Source organism: Rhizobium sp. 007, from assembly GCF_015353075.1.
Lineage (GTDB): Bacteria > Pseudomonadota > Alphaproteobacteria > Rhizobiales > Rhizobiaceae > Rhizobium.
On the sequence record NZ_CP064188.1, the window covers coordinates 600,637 to 614,615 of the forward strand.

10 protein-coding genes and 1 pseudogene are annotated in these 13,979 nt (G+C 61.6%); 4 read left to right on the forward strand and 7 right to left on the reverse strand.

From position 1 onward, the window contains the following. Positions 1-969: 969 nt before the first annotated feature. The 4 genes from ISN39_RS23985 to ISN39_RS24000 form a co-directional block, all read right to left on the reverse strand. The gene (locus ISN39_RS23985; protein ID WP_246763407.1) at positions 970-2,760 is read right to left on the reverse strand and encodes an adenylate cyclase; all 1,791 of its coding nucleotides are present in this window, start codon (positions 2,758-2,760) and stop codon (positions 970-972) included. Between the two features lie 116 nt (positions 2,761-2,876). Continuing rightward, positions 2,877-3,524 (reverse strand): MarC family protein, encoded by a 648-nt coding sequence (locus ISN39_RS23990; protein ID WP_194730732.1) that lies wholly within the window; start codon positions 3,522-3,524, stop codon positions 2,877-2,879. A 63-nt stretch (positions 3,525-3,587) separates the two neighbouring features. Then, entirely contained in the window at positions 3,588-5,759 is a 2,172-nt protein-coding gene (locus ISN39_RS23995; protein ID WP_194730733.1) for a mechanosensitive ion channel family protein, read from the reverse strand. Positions 5,760-5,810: 51 nt separating this feature from the next. Continuing rightward, positions 5,811-7,070 (reverse strand): alpha/beta hydrolase, encoded by a 1,260-nt coding sequence (locus ISN39_RS24000; RefSeq protein WP_348651983.1) that lies wholly within the window; start codon positions 7,068-7,070, stop codon positions 5,811-5,813. 444 nt (positions 7,071-7,514) lie between these two features. On the opposite strand from ISN39_RS24000, the gene ISN39_RS24005 reads away from it, so the two are divergent. The 3 genes from ISN39_RS24005 to ISN39_RS24015 all read left to right on the forward strand — a co-directional run bounded on the left by ISN39_RS24005 (position 7,515) and on the right by ISN39_RS24015 (position 10,028). Beyond that, the gene (locus ISN39_RS24005) at positions 7,515-7,796 is read left to right on the forward strand and encodes a hypothetical protein (RefSeq protein ID WP_194730734.1); all 282 of its coding nucleotides are present in this window, start codon (positions 7,515-7,517) and stop codon (positions 7,794-7,796) included. Between the two features lie 80 nt (positions 7,797-7,876). Continuing rightward, on the forward strand, positions 7,877-9,010 hold the full coding sequence (locus ISN39_RS24010; RefSeq protein ID WP_194730735.1) for an HlyD family secretion protein: 1,134 nt from the start codon (positions 7,877-7,879) through the stop codon (positions 9,008-9,010). Next, on the forward strand, positions 9,000-10,028 hold the full coding sequence (locus tag ISN39_RS24015; protein ID WP_194730736.1) for a DUF2955 domain-containing protein: 1,029 nt from the start codon (positions 9,000-9,002) through the stop codon (positions 10,026-10,028). Before ISN39_RS24010 ends, ISN39_RS24015 begins: the two co-directional genes overlap by 11 nt. 320 nt (positions 10,029-10,348) lie before the next feature. Here ISN39_RS24015 and ISN39_RS36695 read toward each other — a convergent pair whose 3' ends face one another. After that, positions 10,349-10,690: an AI-2E family transporter gene (locus ISN39_RS36695; RefSeq protein ID WP_246763409.1), complete on the reverse strand. Its 342-nt coding sequence runs from the start codon at positions 10,688-10,690 to the stop codon at positions 10,349-10,351. Positions 10,691-10,883: 193 nt separating this feature from the next. Between ISN39_RS36695 and ISN39_RS36700 the strand changes: the two genes are divergently transcribed. Then, positions 10,884-11,354: a hypothetical protein gene (locus tag ISN39_RS36700; RefSeq protein ID WP_246763410.1), complete on the forward strand. Its 471-nt coding sequence runs from the start codon at positions 10,884-10,886 to the stop codon at positions 11,352-11,354. A 192-nt stretch (positions 11,355-11,546) separates the two neighbouring features. On the opposite strand, the gene ISN39_RS24025 is transcribed toward ISN39_RS36700, so the two are convergent. Both ISN39_RS24025 and ISN39_RS24030 read right to left on the reverse strand, forming a co-directional pair. Beyond that, positions 11,547-11,963 carry a potassium channel family protein gene (locus ISN39_RS24025; protein ID WP_246763411.1) on the reverse strand — a complete coding sequence of 139 codons (417 nt, stop codon included), beginning with the start codon at positions 11,961-11,963 and terminating at the stop codon, positions 11,547-11,549. A gap of 294 nt (positions 11,964-12,257) precedes the next feature. After that, positions 12,258-13,888: pseudogene (locus tag ISN39_RS24030) on the reverse strand (glucosidase); the annotation flags it as partial. Between the last annotated feature and the right edge of the window lie 91 nt (positions 13,889-13,979).

The following is a 13,979-nucleotide window of genomic DNA, read 5'->3' on the forward strand; positions in this document are numbered from 1 at the left end:
GTCCTTTGAACGACAGCTTCCGGCAGTAAACGTGTAAATATGGCTGAGTTCTGTAAAGGGAAGGGCGGCGTGGCTGGGGGCACAGCGACCCGATCCATTCGCCCATCCAGAAACAATTTTCGGCCAATATTTCCGAAGGAGAGGCCTCTATCTTCGTCGTTACACTCAAATCTCCGCCAACCAGGCCCTAGGTGTCCGCGTCGATGGAAATCATAATGCCTGGCGTGCCGAGCTCGCCAACCGTTCTATAGGTTGGCAATGACTGCGCGCCTCAATGAGCCTCATTGATAGAATGGAGGGGCTTCATCTTGACCGATTTCCTGGATGAAATCTAAAAAGGCCCTAACCTTCGCCGGTGGCAGATGGCGCGACGGATGATAGGCATAGAGCGGATAGAGCTCGTCGGCCCTTTCGCAGTGCCAAGAACGGCGCCAGGCCGACGCCGAGACTCTGGAAAATACCCTTGCCCGCAAGGCAGGCGGAAACCGCGACTGGAGGATCATCCTACACCAGGCGGTTTGAGACCTTGACCTCGACATCAATGCGGCTGGCGAAGACGTGGCACGCCGCCCATCTACCGGCGGAAGCAGACCGAAGTTCCGACGGTTCCTCGTGCAGCGGCGCGCTGCCGGTAACTGAAGGATTCCTTGTCTCGCGAAGAGTACCGGATGATCAATCTTGAATGATATGGCCTTTGGGCGTCGAGATGGTCGAACATCGCCTTCGCGAGATCCTTTGCCTCCTTTTCGCCGGCCCTCGCGGGAGGTCGAACTCGCCACGGCGGAGAGCACGAATGCCGCCGACACCGTCAGGCGCACTGCTTTGTGGGCGGAATTAATCATCGGATCGTCCTTTGTCCCATCGCAAAAGCACAAAGCAGCGGCACGAGAGAGGAGATTTTCGGATGAGGCGGGCACGTGCGTGTCGCATCGGGTATGTTACTGGTATGCCGGACGTTCGCCCGGCGGGTCAGCGAGGCTGCAGATCCGAGGTTGCGCCACCAATCCCTGCACCCGTGTCCGCGACATCTTGCGGGACCGGCATGCCCGCCTTGCGCAATCCGGCGACAAGACGGGCGGTGTCGTCCGGCTGGAGATTACGCATCTCGAGTTCCGCCACGATGTTCGGCAAGAAGTCCGGTCGCATCCGGACGAACGCCTCGCCCTCGCGCCGGGCGTCGTCCATCATGCCGACCTCGGCATAGATGACTGCGGCGACTGCATGATAAAGCGGGAACTTCTGCAGGTCGGCCCGCTCGATCTCGCTGACCGCGGTTGGGTAGTCGCGAAGCATGTAGGCGGCGAGAGCGCGCGTGCCGTGATAGTAGCCGCCCCCGCCCGGATTGAGGGCGATCGCCTGGTCAAGTAGTGCGGCTCCCCGCTCCCACTGACCACCCATCGCCAGTCGCGTGCCGAACTCGCCCATGAGCTCGGTGTCGTTGGGGTTCGTGACAAGCGCCTGTTCGCCGACCCGCATTGCATCCGCCAGCTCTCTGTTGAAGAAAAGCGCCATCATCAGCGCTTGAAGAGCACGCGTGTTGCTCGCATCGAGCTGTGTCGCGCGCCTGGCCGCTCTAAGCGCGCGCTGCATCGGCGCCTCCGACCCGCGCTCGGAGTTGAATTTGAAGCGGTCCTCGTCAAGGTAGATGATCGACAGCATCGCCCACGAGGTCGCATAGGTCGGGTAGCGCGCGACGGCGGTTTCGAGGCAGTCCCGGACGTCCGCATGTGCCTCGGTGCTCAGTTCCGACCGGTAGGCATAGAAGCGTAGGGTGCATTCGTAGGTGCCTGGATCGTCAGGCGGCGGATTGGCTGCATCGACCTGCGCCATCACTCCGTAGGGCTGCGCGATCGTCGTCGCGACCCTGCGTGCGACGTCCGTCTGGATGGCGAAGAGGTCGCCCGATCCCAAATCGTTGTCGTAGTCCTGCGACCAGACGATCTCGTTGTCCGACGTGTCGAGAAGGCGCGCCGTGACCCGGAGGCGGTCACCCGACGCCCGGACGCCGCCGGCCAGAAGATATCGTGCGCCGAGTTCGTCCCGGACCCGCGAGGCGTCGACGTCCGAGGGAAGCGACTTCGACGTCTCGCGGCCGAAGACCTTGATCTCCTTGAAACGAGGAAGCGCCGTCAGCAGCTCTTCGGTGAGTCCGATGGTGTAGAGCTGTGCCTCGGATCGGTCGCCGAGATTGGCGAATGGCGCCACAACAAGAGTGGGCCGATCCGGAAACATACCGCCCGCGGACCGTGGTGGGGGATACGTGGCCAGGCTGCCGGCAGCCAAGTAACCGGAGGCGGCCAGTGCCGCGCCAACGCATGCAAGCACGGCGCGCCTAGCCCGCCACCACGGCTCGCTCGAACGAGGAGTCGAAGTGGGAGCGGGCACGGTCTCGATGTGCTCGGCAGGTACGGTATTCCACGAAAACGACGGCACGTATCCGCCCTTGGGCACGTCGATCTTGACGGGATCGTTCCTGCCGCCGACCAGATAGTAGCGCTCGAGCGATCTGCGCAGACGGCCGGCTTCGATGCGGACGACGGGGTCGTCCTGAGTGAACGTCTCGTCGCGGCCGAACACTTCGATGGCGATCGAATAGCCTTTGATGCGGCCGCCCCGCCCGGCAAGCGTCTCCTCGACCACATATCGCAGGAATGCCGCGGCGCGTCCGACCCCTGGAAACTCCGGGCTCGACACGATGCGTTCGAGCTGCGTCCGGATTTCGTCGACACAAGGCAGTTCGTTCGTCGTCGCTGCTGTCACGGTCCCCTCCGTCGACGCTGTCGGCGTGGCATGGCGCTACCGATGCCCCTGAGCTGCCATGCCACGCATGCGCGGAAAGAGAACCTACACCCGGAACGTGTCTTCGTCCACGGCCGTCAATGCGCGGCTGGTGGAGCGATTATCCCGAGACTGCCAAGGCCGCTCACTATCAACTGTATTGCCACCGCGGTCAGCAGGATACCGAAGACGACCTCCGAGACCACCATGCTGGCTGGTTTCATCCGCTTGGCGAGCTTGTCGATGTTGGTGAACACCAGATAGTCGAACGCAGCGACGACCAGGATCAATACGACAACCAGTGCTGCGCTGGCGATCGAGACCACTTCGCCCGAGGCGAGGATGATGACCGTGATGCCGACCGGATTGAGCAGGTAGGGGACGGCAAGCGGAAACACGGCGAGCTTCTCCGGATCGACCGGCACCTCAATTTCGTCATGCGGCTTTTCCGTCGGTCCGGATGCCATCTTGATCGCGATAAGCGCGAGGATGATCCCGCCGGCCACGGCCACGGCGCCACCCGTGATGTGGAGAAGGCGCATCAGCAGCGCGCCGGTCGCGAACAGAATGAGAGCCGTGACCAATGCGATCAGAACCATCTGGCGAGCGATGCGCACCTTGGTTTCTGCGTCGAACGCGTGGGTCTTTTCGAGGAAGGGAACCAGCGCGATCTTCGGCCCCATGCCGATCAGGAGCAGGAGCAGAAGCTTTCCGACAAGCGGAGCGTCGATAACTGTGAAATCCATGGAAGTCTCCTTTCAATACCCGAAGGATCGAATTCTGTTCAAGGGCCTGCTGTGGCCGCTCGCTCAGGCCGTTCCAGCGGCGTTTGCAGCGTTGTGTTTCGCAAGCGTTTGCTGCGCCGCCGCGGCAATGTCGTCGTCCTTTCCGCCCGAGACCTGCACGGTCGGCACCGCGATCTTGATCCCGTTCTCGTTGAATGCCTGATGGATCATGCGCAGAGCGCGGCGCTTCAGCGTGAACTGCTCTCCGGGGAGCGTCATGACCTTCATTCGCAGAAGAAGGCCGGAGTCACCGAGGCTGTCGATGCCCTGCATCTTCAGCGGCTCGATTGTGGTCGCCTTGAACTCGGGATCTTCGAATAGCTCCAGCCCGATCTTCTTGATGATCTTGCGGGCCTTCTCAATGTCGGCGTCGTAGGTCACGGTAATCGTCATCTTTTCGATTACCCAGTCGCGGCTCATGTTCTGGATGGCCCCGAGTTCGCTGAAGGGGACGATGTAGACTGCACCACGATGATGTCTGAGCTTGACCGACCGTAAGCTGAAGGACTCGACGGTGCCCTTGTAGCTGCCGCTCTGTATATATTCTCCGATCCGGAAGGCGTCGTCGAGCAGGTAGAACATGCCGCTGATGATGTCCTTCACCACCGTCTGCGCGCCGAAGCCGATCGCGACGCCAACGACGCCGGCTCCGGCGATCAGTGGTCCGATCTCTACCCCGAGCGACGACAACGCCATCATGATGGCGATCGCGACGAATAGGATCATCAGGAAGTTACGCAGGATGGGCAGCAAGGTCCTCATGCGCGTGCGGCGACGTTCCTGCTCGCTCCCGACTTCGAGGACCGTTTGCGTGTCTCCGAGCTTGCGATCGATGAGCACCTTCACGACGTTCCAGGCGAGGTCGACGACCAGGAGGATAATGCCGGCGCTCAATATTCCACGCACGAGGCGCAATGCAGGAGAATCTTGCATTGTCATTCGCGTAAGCTCGATCTCCAGAACGTCCGCGAGGAGAACGATCGCGCCGACGATCAAGCCCGCCCGGATGCCGCGCTCGATGATCACCGAGACGACCGTGCTTCTCTTGTCGCCATCCTCTTCAACGGCAGAGGACCGCAGGAGGTTGTTGACGGCCGCCTTAGTGAGCGCGATCGCACCAGGCAGGCCAGCGCAGACCAGGGCAATCCAGAATAGCTTCATCGCCCCGACCACCCACAGGAGCCAGACTCCGATGAAGTAGGCGGTCCAGAGCCAGTTCCTCGCGCGCAGACCGAGCCGACTGGGCGGTGCCATATGGGAGAGCCCGGAAGGGCGTCGCCAGACAGCTTCGATGCCGATAACGAGTAGCACCAGGCCAAGCGAATAGGCAACGAGTTGCCGCGCAGGAACAGAGAAGCCGAGCGTTCCAAGCAGCCGGATCGTCACCCAGCCAAAGGCATACCACCCCACGAGATAGCCCAGGCGTTTTGCCCAGTGAGCGGCGGCCTCGTCCGTAACTGGCACGACCCGATATCGCTCCGGTGAGAGGTCTGTCGCGACGCGAGGAGCCAGAAGCACGTCGAAGAGGACGCTCGCGATGCGGAAGACCACGACGGCAAACAGGTAACCGACGACGATCTCCCGGACGAGCGGGGGCCACTCGAAAAGAAGGAAGAAGCCGATACTGCCGAGGCCGAACGAGAGAACGTAGCACACGGCCCACAGCAATCTTGCGCTTACCGCGACTACTCTCTCCGAAACGGTGGCAAAGGGTGCGCGCGCCATCCATTGACGCCATCCGGCGCTGATCCACCAGAAAAGCCATTGTGTGGCCAGCCCCACGGCAACGAAGGCCGCTACCAGAAAGATGGGCCGGGTGCCGCCACTCGCCTGAACCTCGCGTTCGAGAACGGTCGCCCCGCGCATGGTCTCAGAAGGAAAGGTTTGCACGGCACCTAGAAGACTGGCAGCGTGAGCGCGAAAACGTGTTGAGAACTCGGAGAATGAAACGCCGGTCCCCGCGCTCTCCGCGGCAGGCTCGGCTGCGGCCTTGGCCGCTGCAGCCTGCTGCTGCAGGAAGGTCTGAACGTCCGGATCGGAGAACATTCCAATGAACCGCTGAACGCTTTCGGGCCGTGGCTGTGCGGTCGTCTCGCTCTGCGCCGCGGCAGGGGAAACACCCGTCACAAGAGCAACCGTGAGCGCCGCCGCAGAGAGAAGCGTTCGAAGCGACGCGAATTTCAAAAGTACGTCCATTGTAGATCCTGATCTGAATGAAGAAGATGCACGTGACGCCAACATCTGCATCTAGCGCGCGCACGCCTCCTGTGAGCGCAAGCCGACCGTGCAGGCTGCCGGCTTTCGCTTGGTTCCTGTCGGACCCGTGAGGCCGCTCACCTGGCTTGCGTAGTTGTCTCTTGTGTCCGCATCGACGACTGCGACCGGGGCGGCCAGTATCAGCCCCGCCGCGCTGCCTGCCGCGGCGGCGGTGCTCGTCGTTGCTGCAAGGATCTTGTCTCCGAGACCAACCTTGCTGTCGGTCAGCGTCTGCCCGTCGGAGATGCGCGCTCCGATAAGCTGAACGACCTCGGGAGATTCCGCAAACTTGCCATGGTTGAGGCGGTCCCCCGCCTTGACCTTGGTGAGGTCGATCACCGTGATCTGGCTGTCGGCCAGCTCCTTCTTGAAAGGGGACTGCTCGGGGTCGATGGCGCCGAGCCTGGCGACGTCGCCCCACACCCTGCGGGAGACCGCAAGCGCACGGTCGTCGCGCGAGACGAACAATGTGAACTTCGGATGCTGCTTGCCCATGTCGGCGATCTGCTGGCGGAAGACATCGACGTCCACGTCGGGCGAGGCCAGCATCACGTTTTCGAACTTGGCGGGGAGCCGGCCGTTGCGGATCGCCATCTGCCGCAGCGCTTCCAGCGCCAGCCAGTTCCCCATGGAATGTGCGAGGATGGAGACTTCCTTCACTTCCGGATCCTTCGCGAGGTACTGGAAGAGCGTCTCCAGTGCGTTGCGCGTGTAGTTGGTGCTCTCGCGGTCGTAACCATAGGCCAGCAGACTGCCGCGCGACGGCCATGTCACCAGCACCGGCGCGCTATGGACGCCGGAATCCTGGACGATCTGGGCGAAGCGGTAGACGGAATCTTCGAAACGGTTGTTGAAGCCGTGGATGAACACCAGGACGCTGCCGTCGCGGCTCTTCCTGACCGATGCACTCAGCCATTTCTTGGCGTCATCGCGTGTGATCTCCTCGGCCTTCAAGGTCGCGAAATCGGTCGCCGGATTGGATGGAAGCCTCTTGGGCCATGCAACCTCCCCGACCTTTCGGACGCTCGCAGGCGGGATGGATACGGTGATGTCCGCGAACGCAGGGGCAAGGGCGCGCTCGCCCGTGAACATCTCACCGCGAATTGTGGAACGACTGCGTGTGGTCGTAACCAGCATGTCGATCTTGGTCGATTTCGGCGCGCTGTCGGCAACGGGGATGAGCACGTTCTTCGGGTGGCCGCCGCAACCTCCCGCCGCCGCCAGCGCGGCGATTACAAGAATCGTTTTCAAACCGCGAGGAAGTCTCGCGCGAGTGGGGTCGACAACTTTGTTCGCTCTGCTCACCACTGTTCCCCGCGGCCGTTGCGCCATGACCGAGATCGCCGCTTCATGCAGAAGCGGACGACCCCCGGCCCGAAAAAAAGCTATGCGAACACGAGAGGGCTTACCCGTAGCATCGGGTATGTTACACCGGCCGCGGGACGTTTCCCGGCACCGCGATCAGTCGCAAGTGTGCGCCTCCCTTCGGTCTTTGACTCTGACGGCAAGCAGAGCCGCCGTCGGCCCGCCGAGGCCTGTTCGGCAAGAAATCGGCCCGCATCAAGATCGGGCGGCGCCGTCGTCGGCGTGTATGATACAGTAACATACTCCACGAACCCCGGTTCATCCACGAACATGAAGCCTTGAAGCACGTTCGATCGGCACGGTCTCAAGTGTCGTGAAATGGAGTCGACGATGGATGAGGGCGTGGCGGCTGTCAGGCTGCAGTTTCCGATCAGAGCCAAGGCGATCGAAGAACTTGCATCACGGGACGACGTGTTCTGCGAGATCTGCCGGGATTTTGCGGAAGCCCAGATGGAACTGGCCAAATGGCGCGTGTCGGAAGACCCGAACCGCGATGAGCGTAGTGCGGAATACCAAGAGTTGGTTGCCGGACTTGGGAAGGAGATCGAAGACGCGCTCGACAACGCGACGGTGCTCCCGCTTCGTCCGCCATCCGCGCGCCCTTCCCGGTGAACAGGGCGACGAGCCCGAGGCCGCCGACATCGTTGCAGACCAAGACCTTCAGATACCCATAGAACTCTCGCATTCGAAGGATGAATACTGTGCTGTCCGAGACCGAGACCTTACACGAGCCTTCACACGAGCCTGCGAGTTCTCCTGCGCCCCAGAACCCATTGCGCAGGATCGCGCTCGTCGTCGCCCTTCTGGCGCTGGTCCTGTTCGTCCTCTCCATCTTCATGGAGCGGCGGACGCCGTCGACCTCACAAGCTCAGGTTCAAGCCTATGTCGTCGGCATCGCGCCCGAAGTCACGGGCCGGGTCGTGGAAGTGGGCGTCGCCGACAATTCGCGGGTGGACGCCAACCAGGTTCTCTTCCGTATCGATCCCGAGCGCTACGAGCTTGCGGTCGCCGAGGCCGAGGCGGCGCTCGCAAGCGTCGGCCAGTCGATCGGGGCGTCAACTGCGACAGTCGACGCCGCCCAAGCCAAGCTCGTTCAGATTGAGGCTGACCGGGACAATCTCCGCGACCAGTTCGCGCGGGCGTCCGAGCTCGTGAAGCGCGGCGTCTTTTCCAAGGCCAGGTTCGATGCGACCAAGTCCGCCTATGACCAGGCGGAGGCTTCCGTTTCGGGGGCGCAGGCCGACCTTGCCAAGGCCAGGGAAGAGCTCGGCCCAGCCGGAAACGACAACCCCCAGCTCCGCGCAGCCCTTGCCGGACTGGAAAAGGCTAGGCTCGACCTCGTGCGGACGACCGTGCGAGCGCCTTCGGCGGGCGTTGTCACGAACCTTCAGCTCACCATTGGCAAGGTCGTCTCGGCCGGCCAGCCGGCCATGACCTTCATCGATGTCGGCACCATCTGGATCAACGCGGCATTCAAGGAGAACAGCCTCGAGAAGGTGGCTGCCGGCAACAGGGCGGAGATCCTCTTCGACGCACTTCCAGGAAAACTGTTTCCAGCCGAGGTCGAAAGCGTCGGGTTTGGTGTCTCGCAGGGAACCACGGATCCCAACACCGGACTGCCGACAATCAGGAACGACAGCGGATGGGTGCAGGAAGCGCAGCGGTTTCCAGTCCGCCTCAACATCGAGGAGGACGCCCGGCCCAAGGGCGGGGTGCGCTACGGCTCGCAGGCGACCGTTGTGATCTACACCGGTGACAACCCGGTCACCAATGCGTGGGGATCGCTCTGGATCCGCATCATGTCGGTTCTGACCTATGTCAACTGACCGGACTACCGCGATCGAGGAGCAGAAGCGCAAGGGCCTGCGCGTCGCGTTCGCGGTCTCGATCGGTTTCACGGTCGCAGTGTATGCGGGGGCTATCGTGCCGTTCCTCGGTCCGCTCTTTGCAGCACAGTTCCTGCTCGGCAGCTCGCGACCGATGCCGTTTGGAAAAACGGTCGGCGCTGCGATGGTGATCCTCATTACTGGGATCGCGATGATGATGCTGACCAGCCTCCTCGGCGAACGGCCGGCTCCTTTCCTTCTCCTGCTGGGACTGACCTATTTTGCCTGCTTCGTCGCGCAGTCGGCGGGGAAGGGCGGGCCGGCCGTCTTTCTCGTGCTCGTCGTTGCGATCATCGTCCCCCTGCTTGGCATCCTGAACAAGGACCTCGCCAATTCCATCCTGTCCATCCTGGTCACAGGGGTATTGTCAGGAACGATCCTGATGTGGCTGGCATATGCGATCTTCCCTGAACCCCTTGGGCAGACCTTCGAGGCCGTCTCGTCCGGTGAACGGCCACCAGCTCTGCTTCGGGCGCTGGCGAATACGGGGATACTTCTGACCTCCGTCGTAATCTGCCTGACGAGCGACAACCTAACCGCCGCGGCAGTCATTCCCATAACGGTGGCGTCCCTGCTCGGGCAGCTCGACGTCGCGGCAAGCAGCCGGGCGGCGGTCGGACTCGTGCTCGTCAATCTCTTCGGGGGAGTGCTCGCATCGGTCGCCTACGCGGCGCTGACGTTGCGGCCAAGCCTGCTTTCGATCTTTCTTATCGTTCTCATCGTCGCCCTTTTGTTGGGAGGACGCGCTGCTGGACGGTCGAAGGACGCCGCGGTATTCGCAGGCGCTTTGACGACCTTCCTGATCCTCTTCGGTCTGGGGGTCTCGCCCCTTCCGGGGAGCGCCGCAGAATCCTTCGCCACCCGCATCGTCTATGTCGCGGCAGCCTTGATCTACGCCTTGCTGTTCGCCGCGATCCTTTGGCCGCGCACCAGCAACTCGAAGGGGATTGCGGCATGACGCGGGCGTCGCGCAGGAGTACGTTCATTTTGACGAAATCGGCGGCCGTGAGCTGCGCGATGTTCGTGGCCGCAATCTCTTCGGCGGCTTCCGTAGGCGCCGTCGAGAGAACCGAGAACTTCGTCGACGTCCGCAAGCACTGCGAGCTCACACACCTTTGGAAGGATCCGCCGGATCCGAAAGCGTTCACCGAGTGCATGAGGCAGGGGCATTATCGGCTCCATTTCTCGCCGACCTGCCAGACCGGCAGCCGCAGGGCGCAGTGTTACGATTTGCAGCCCTGACGCCCGGTTGCGTTTCGACAAGCAAGCGTTGGAGATTCACGCGTCTGCGATCCCATCTTCACGCGTGCCTAGCCAAACCTGCAGCACGGTCCAAAGGATGGCGAGCGTCGTTGCGCCGATGAACATGCCTGTGAAACCCCAGGCCGCCAACCCGCCGATCACGCCGATGAACAGCACCAGCAGCGGTAACTGGCCACTGCGTGCGATCAGCATAGGCTTGACGATATTGTCTGTTCCAATCAGCGCAACAACGCCCCAGACGGCGATGAAGATCGCCCAGCCCGTCTGCCCTTCGGAGGCCAGCCAGATCGCCACCGGAAGCCAAACCAGAAGCGGTCCCAGTTGAATAACGGCCAGGAAGAACGTTACTGCGGCCAAGGCAATTGCACCCGGAACGCCGGCGATTGTGAAGCCGATCCAGGCCAGTACCCTCGATCAGCGCCGTGCCAATCACGCCGATAGCAACGCCCCTTATGGCCTTCCCGGCGGCACCTAGCAGTTCGGTTCCTTTCGGGCCGACTATGTGTTCGATAATGGCGGAAACGTAGCGCAGCAACGGGATGCGCGAGGCATGAAACATGGCGGCCACTATGACGCCCAGGAAAATTTCGAGGACAGCGACCAGGAGACCCGCGCCGAGATTGAGGAGCCAGCGTCCCGCAGCGGCGAGCTGGGACTGGTACCGTTGCAGCAAGACCAGACCATCCCTCTGCAATTCCTGCCATGCCGCCGCCACCTTCTTTCCGAGCAGCGGCAGGCCGGCAATCCATTCGGGCAGGTTGGGAATTCCGTGACTGCTGGCCGCGCTCAACCACGCTTCGGCGACACCCAGATGGTCGGCAACGGAGGAACAGAGATAGATCAACGGCAGGATGGTGATGGTCGCGGCGACTGCGCCGAACATCACCGCCGCCAGGCGACGCCTGCCGTTCAGCAGGGCAACCATTCGATCGAACAGCCCCGCTGTGGCTGTCGCAAGGATCACCGCATAGGTCAGGACGCCGACAAAAGGAAGCAACACCCAGAAAGTCGCGGCTATTAAAACTGACACAAGCAACAATGCCAGAGCTGTCTCGATGATGCGCTGGCGCTGACCGCTATCACTGCGCGTTTCTTGCATAAGTGCCTCCATCAATCTGGTTCAAAAGTCGAAGCCTTCTCGAATATGGACAGCCGCGCATAGTTATATCAGTTTGCCTTTGCATACGGAGCCATGGATCGGGGGCAATGTGCGTCAAGGTTGAGCGGTGTCTTGATGTTGCGCGCCCTTGGAGAACCACAGCAATTCTGAGACCTTGAACAGAAACGCCGTCGTCCATCCAAACAGCAGGATCCCGTTTACGCCCTCGATAGCGCTGGCAAGGCGCCATTCCCTTGACAACGTGATATCGCCATAGCCGATCGTTGCGTAGGTAATCGCAGAGAAATAGGTGGCTTGCTCGAAATCCTGCAATTCGCCTGCCAACCGGTAAGCCGTCGCCCACAGCATGATCTCGATCATATGAGCCATGATGAAACCGACGACAAAAAACGAACTGATGGTCAAGCGGACGTATGCCGGCAGTTTGTGCGTATGGGTAATGGCCCTCCGTCCCATACGAAATAGCAGCATGACTGCTCCGCCGTGAATGATGATCGTGGCGAGCACCATGACAGTCGCCATGAGAATTTGTACTAACATTGCCGCACACTCCTTGCGAGCCGATCACAAAGCAGGCGTTCTGCATGTGCAACGCTCGTCACAACGAAATCAAGGCTCTCTCCAAGCCTTTCCCGGTCGCTCGCTGGTCCCGCTGCATCGTGGCCCGATACAGCTATTGAGAAAACACCCGGCCTCCGGGCGGAACCATCCCCTCGGACGGTAGCATCTAACGTGTCTACCCGCCGGTTTCGAAACCGGGATACAACGTCATCCCGCCGTCGACATAGATCGTCGATCCGACGACCGGTCCTTGCGATTGACCCACCAGGTGAAGTTTAGAAGCAGTTTCTGGAAGGACCTCTGAAGCCAGGCGACGTCGCCTTTGCCTGACCTTGCCTCCTCCAGACGGTAGGTGAAGATGGTCGCCCATGCGTGGACGGGCGGGTTGACGTCGCCGAAGTTCCACTTGTACGCAGGAATCTGCCCGTTCGGATGCATGTAGGCTTCGCGCAGCATCAGATCGATCTGATCCTTGCCGAAGTCGGGATCGACCATCGTCAGGGCGATCACCTGGAATGCCAGGTCCCAGGCCGCGTACCAGGGATACTCCCACTTGTCGGGCATGGAGGTGATGTCGGCATTGTACATATGGTGCCAGCCGTCGTTACGCTGTCCGGTCCGCCGCTTCGGATCGAAGGGATCCGTGCCATGTTCGTCCAGCCATCGGTTCACGTCGTAGAGGTAGAACTGCTTGCCCCACATCATGCCTGCCAGAGCCTGGCGCATGACGTTGGCCGCGTCTTTGGTCATCGATGGCGGCGTGATCGCGGCGTAGAACTCGTCGGCTTCCCGCCGACGCGCCTGCATGGCGTCGTCGAACGAATGACCGAACATTTCTCGGACATTCTTGGATCTCGCAGGCGGCGGCACGTCGCTGAGCCGCAGCCGCAGCGCTGCGACTGCCCGGCGTCCACGGTGACGACGTAATGCGCCCCGGCCTTGGTTCCGATCTGTTGCGGGTTCACGGCGTCGGTACGGCCATGCACGACGAAGCTGTCGATCCCGTCCTTGACGAACGGGGTGGCGCTTGGAACGCCGAATAGACGCTCCTTGTTTGTCTCGTTCTCCGTGAACAGCAGCGCTGGCGAGCCATCGCAATATAGATATCGTGTGGCGTCCGCTTCCGGCGGCCGAACTCCAACCGCTTCCCCTTCCACCTGTCGAGGTTCGACCTTGGCCGCGATCGCGCTCGAGGCGTCCTTTCGCTCCACCCGTTCCAGGATTGGTTTTCGGCGCTCTTCGCCCCAAGACCATCTATTCCTGAACCATAACGTCGGCAGCACGTGCAGCGTGGCCGCTTCCGGGCCGCGATTGGCCACCGTGATCTCGACGAGGATGTCCTCGGGCGCCGCTTTGGCATATTCGACAAAGACGTCGAAGTAGCGATCAGCGTCGAACACGCCGGTGTCGATCAGTTCGTATTCGAGGTCGTCTCTCCCGCGCCGGCCGTTTGTCTTCACCAGGTCGTCGTAGGGGTAGGCGGCTTGAGGATACTTGTAGAGATACTTCATGTACGAGTGGGTCGGCGTCGAATCCAGGTAGAAGTAGTACTCCTTCACATCCTCGCCGTGATTGCCCTCGCTGTTGGTGAGGCCGAACAGCCGCTCCTTCAGGATGGGGTCACGGCCGTTCCACAGAGCCAGCGCGAAGCACAGCCGCTGTTTGCTGTCGCTGATGCCCGCCAGACCGTCTTCGCCCCAGCGATAGGCGCGCGACCGAGCCTGGTCATGGGTGAAGTAGTCCCATGCGCGGCCGCCCTCGCTGTAGTCCTCGCGAACGGTTCCCCACTGCCGCTCAGCCAGATAGGGACCCCATTTCTTCCACTCGGCTTTTCCGTCTCGCGCCTCCTTGAGGCGCTGGGTTTCGGCATTCATTACGCGCCCTCGCGGTCACTGATATTGGCGTGGCGTATCGCGTTCAAAAAAGGCGGTATTCCATCACCATGACTTCGTGATCAGGCGGCTT

Coding starts and splice junctions, on each gene's coding strand:
- ISN39_RS24015 (WP_194730736.1), top strand. CDS start 9,000: ATGTCAACTGACCGGACTACCGCGATCGAGGAGCAGAAGCGCAAGGGC.
- ISN39_RS36700 (WP_246763410.1), top strand. CDS start 10,884: ATGAAACATGGCGGCCACTATGACGCCCAGGAAAATTTCGAGGACAGC.
- ISN39_RS23995 (WP_194730733.1), bottom strand. CDS start 5,759: ATGGACGTACTTTTGAAATTCGCGTCGCTTCGAACGCTTCTCTCTGCG.
- ISN39_RS23990 (WP_194730732.1), bottom strand. CDS start 3,524: ATGGATTTCACAGTTATCGACGCTCCGCTTGTCGGAAAGCTTCTGCTC.
- ISN39_RS24010 (WP_194730735.1), top strand. CDS start 7,877: ATGAATACTGTGCTGTCCGAGACCGAGACCTTACACGAGCCTTCACAC.
- ISN39_RS24025 (WP_246763411.1), bottom strand. CDS start 11,963: ATGGTGCTCGCCACGATCATCATTCACGGCGGAGCAGTCATGCTGCTA.
- ISN39_RS24005 (WP_194730734.1), top strand. CDS start 7,515: ATGGATGAGGGCGTGGCGGCTGTCAGGCTGCAGTTTCCGATCAGAGCC.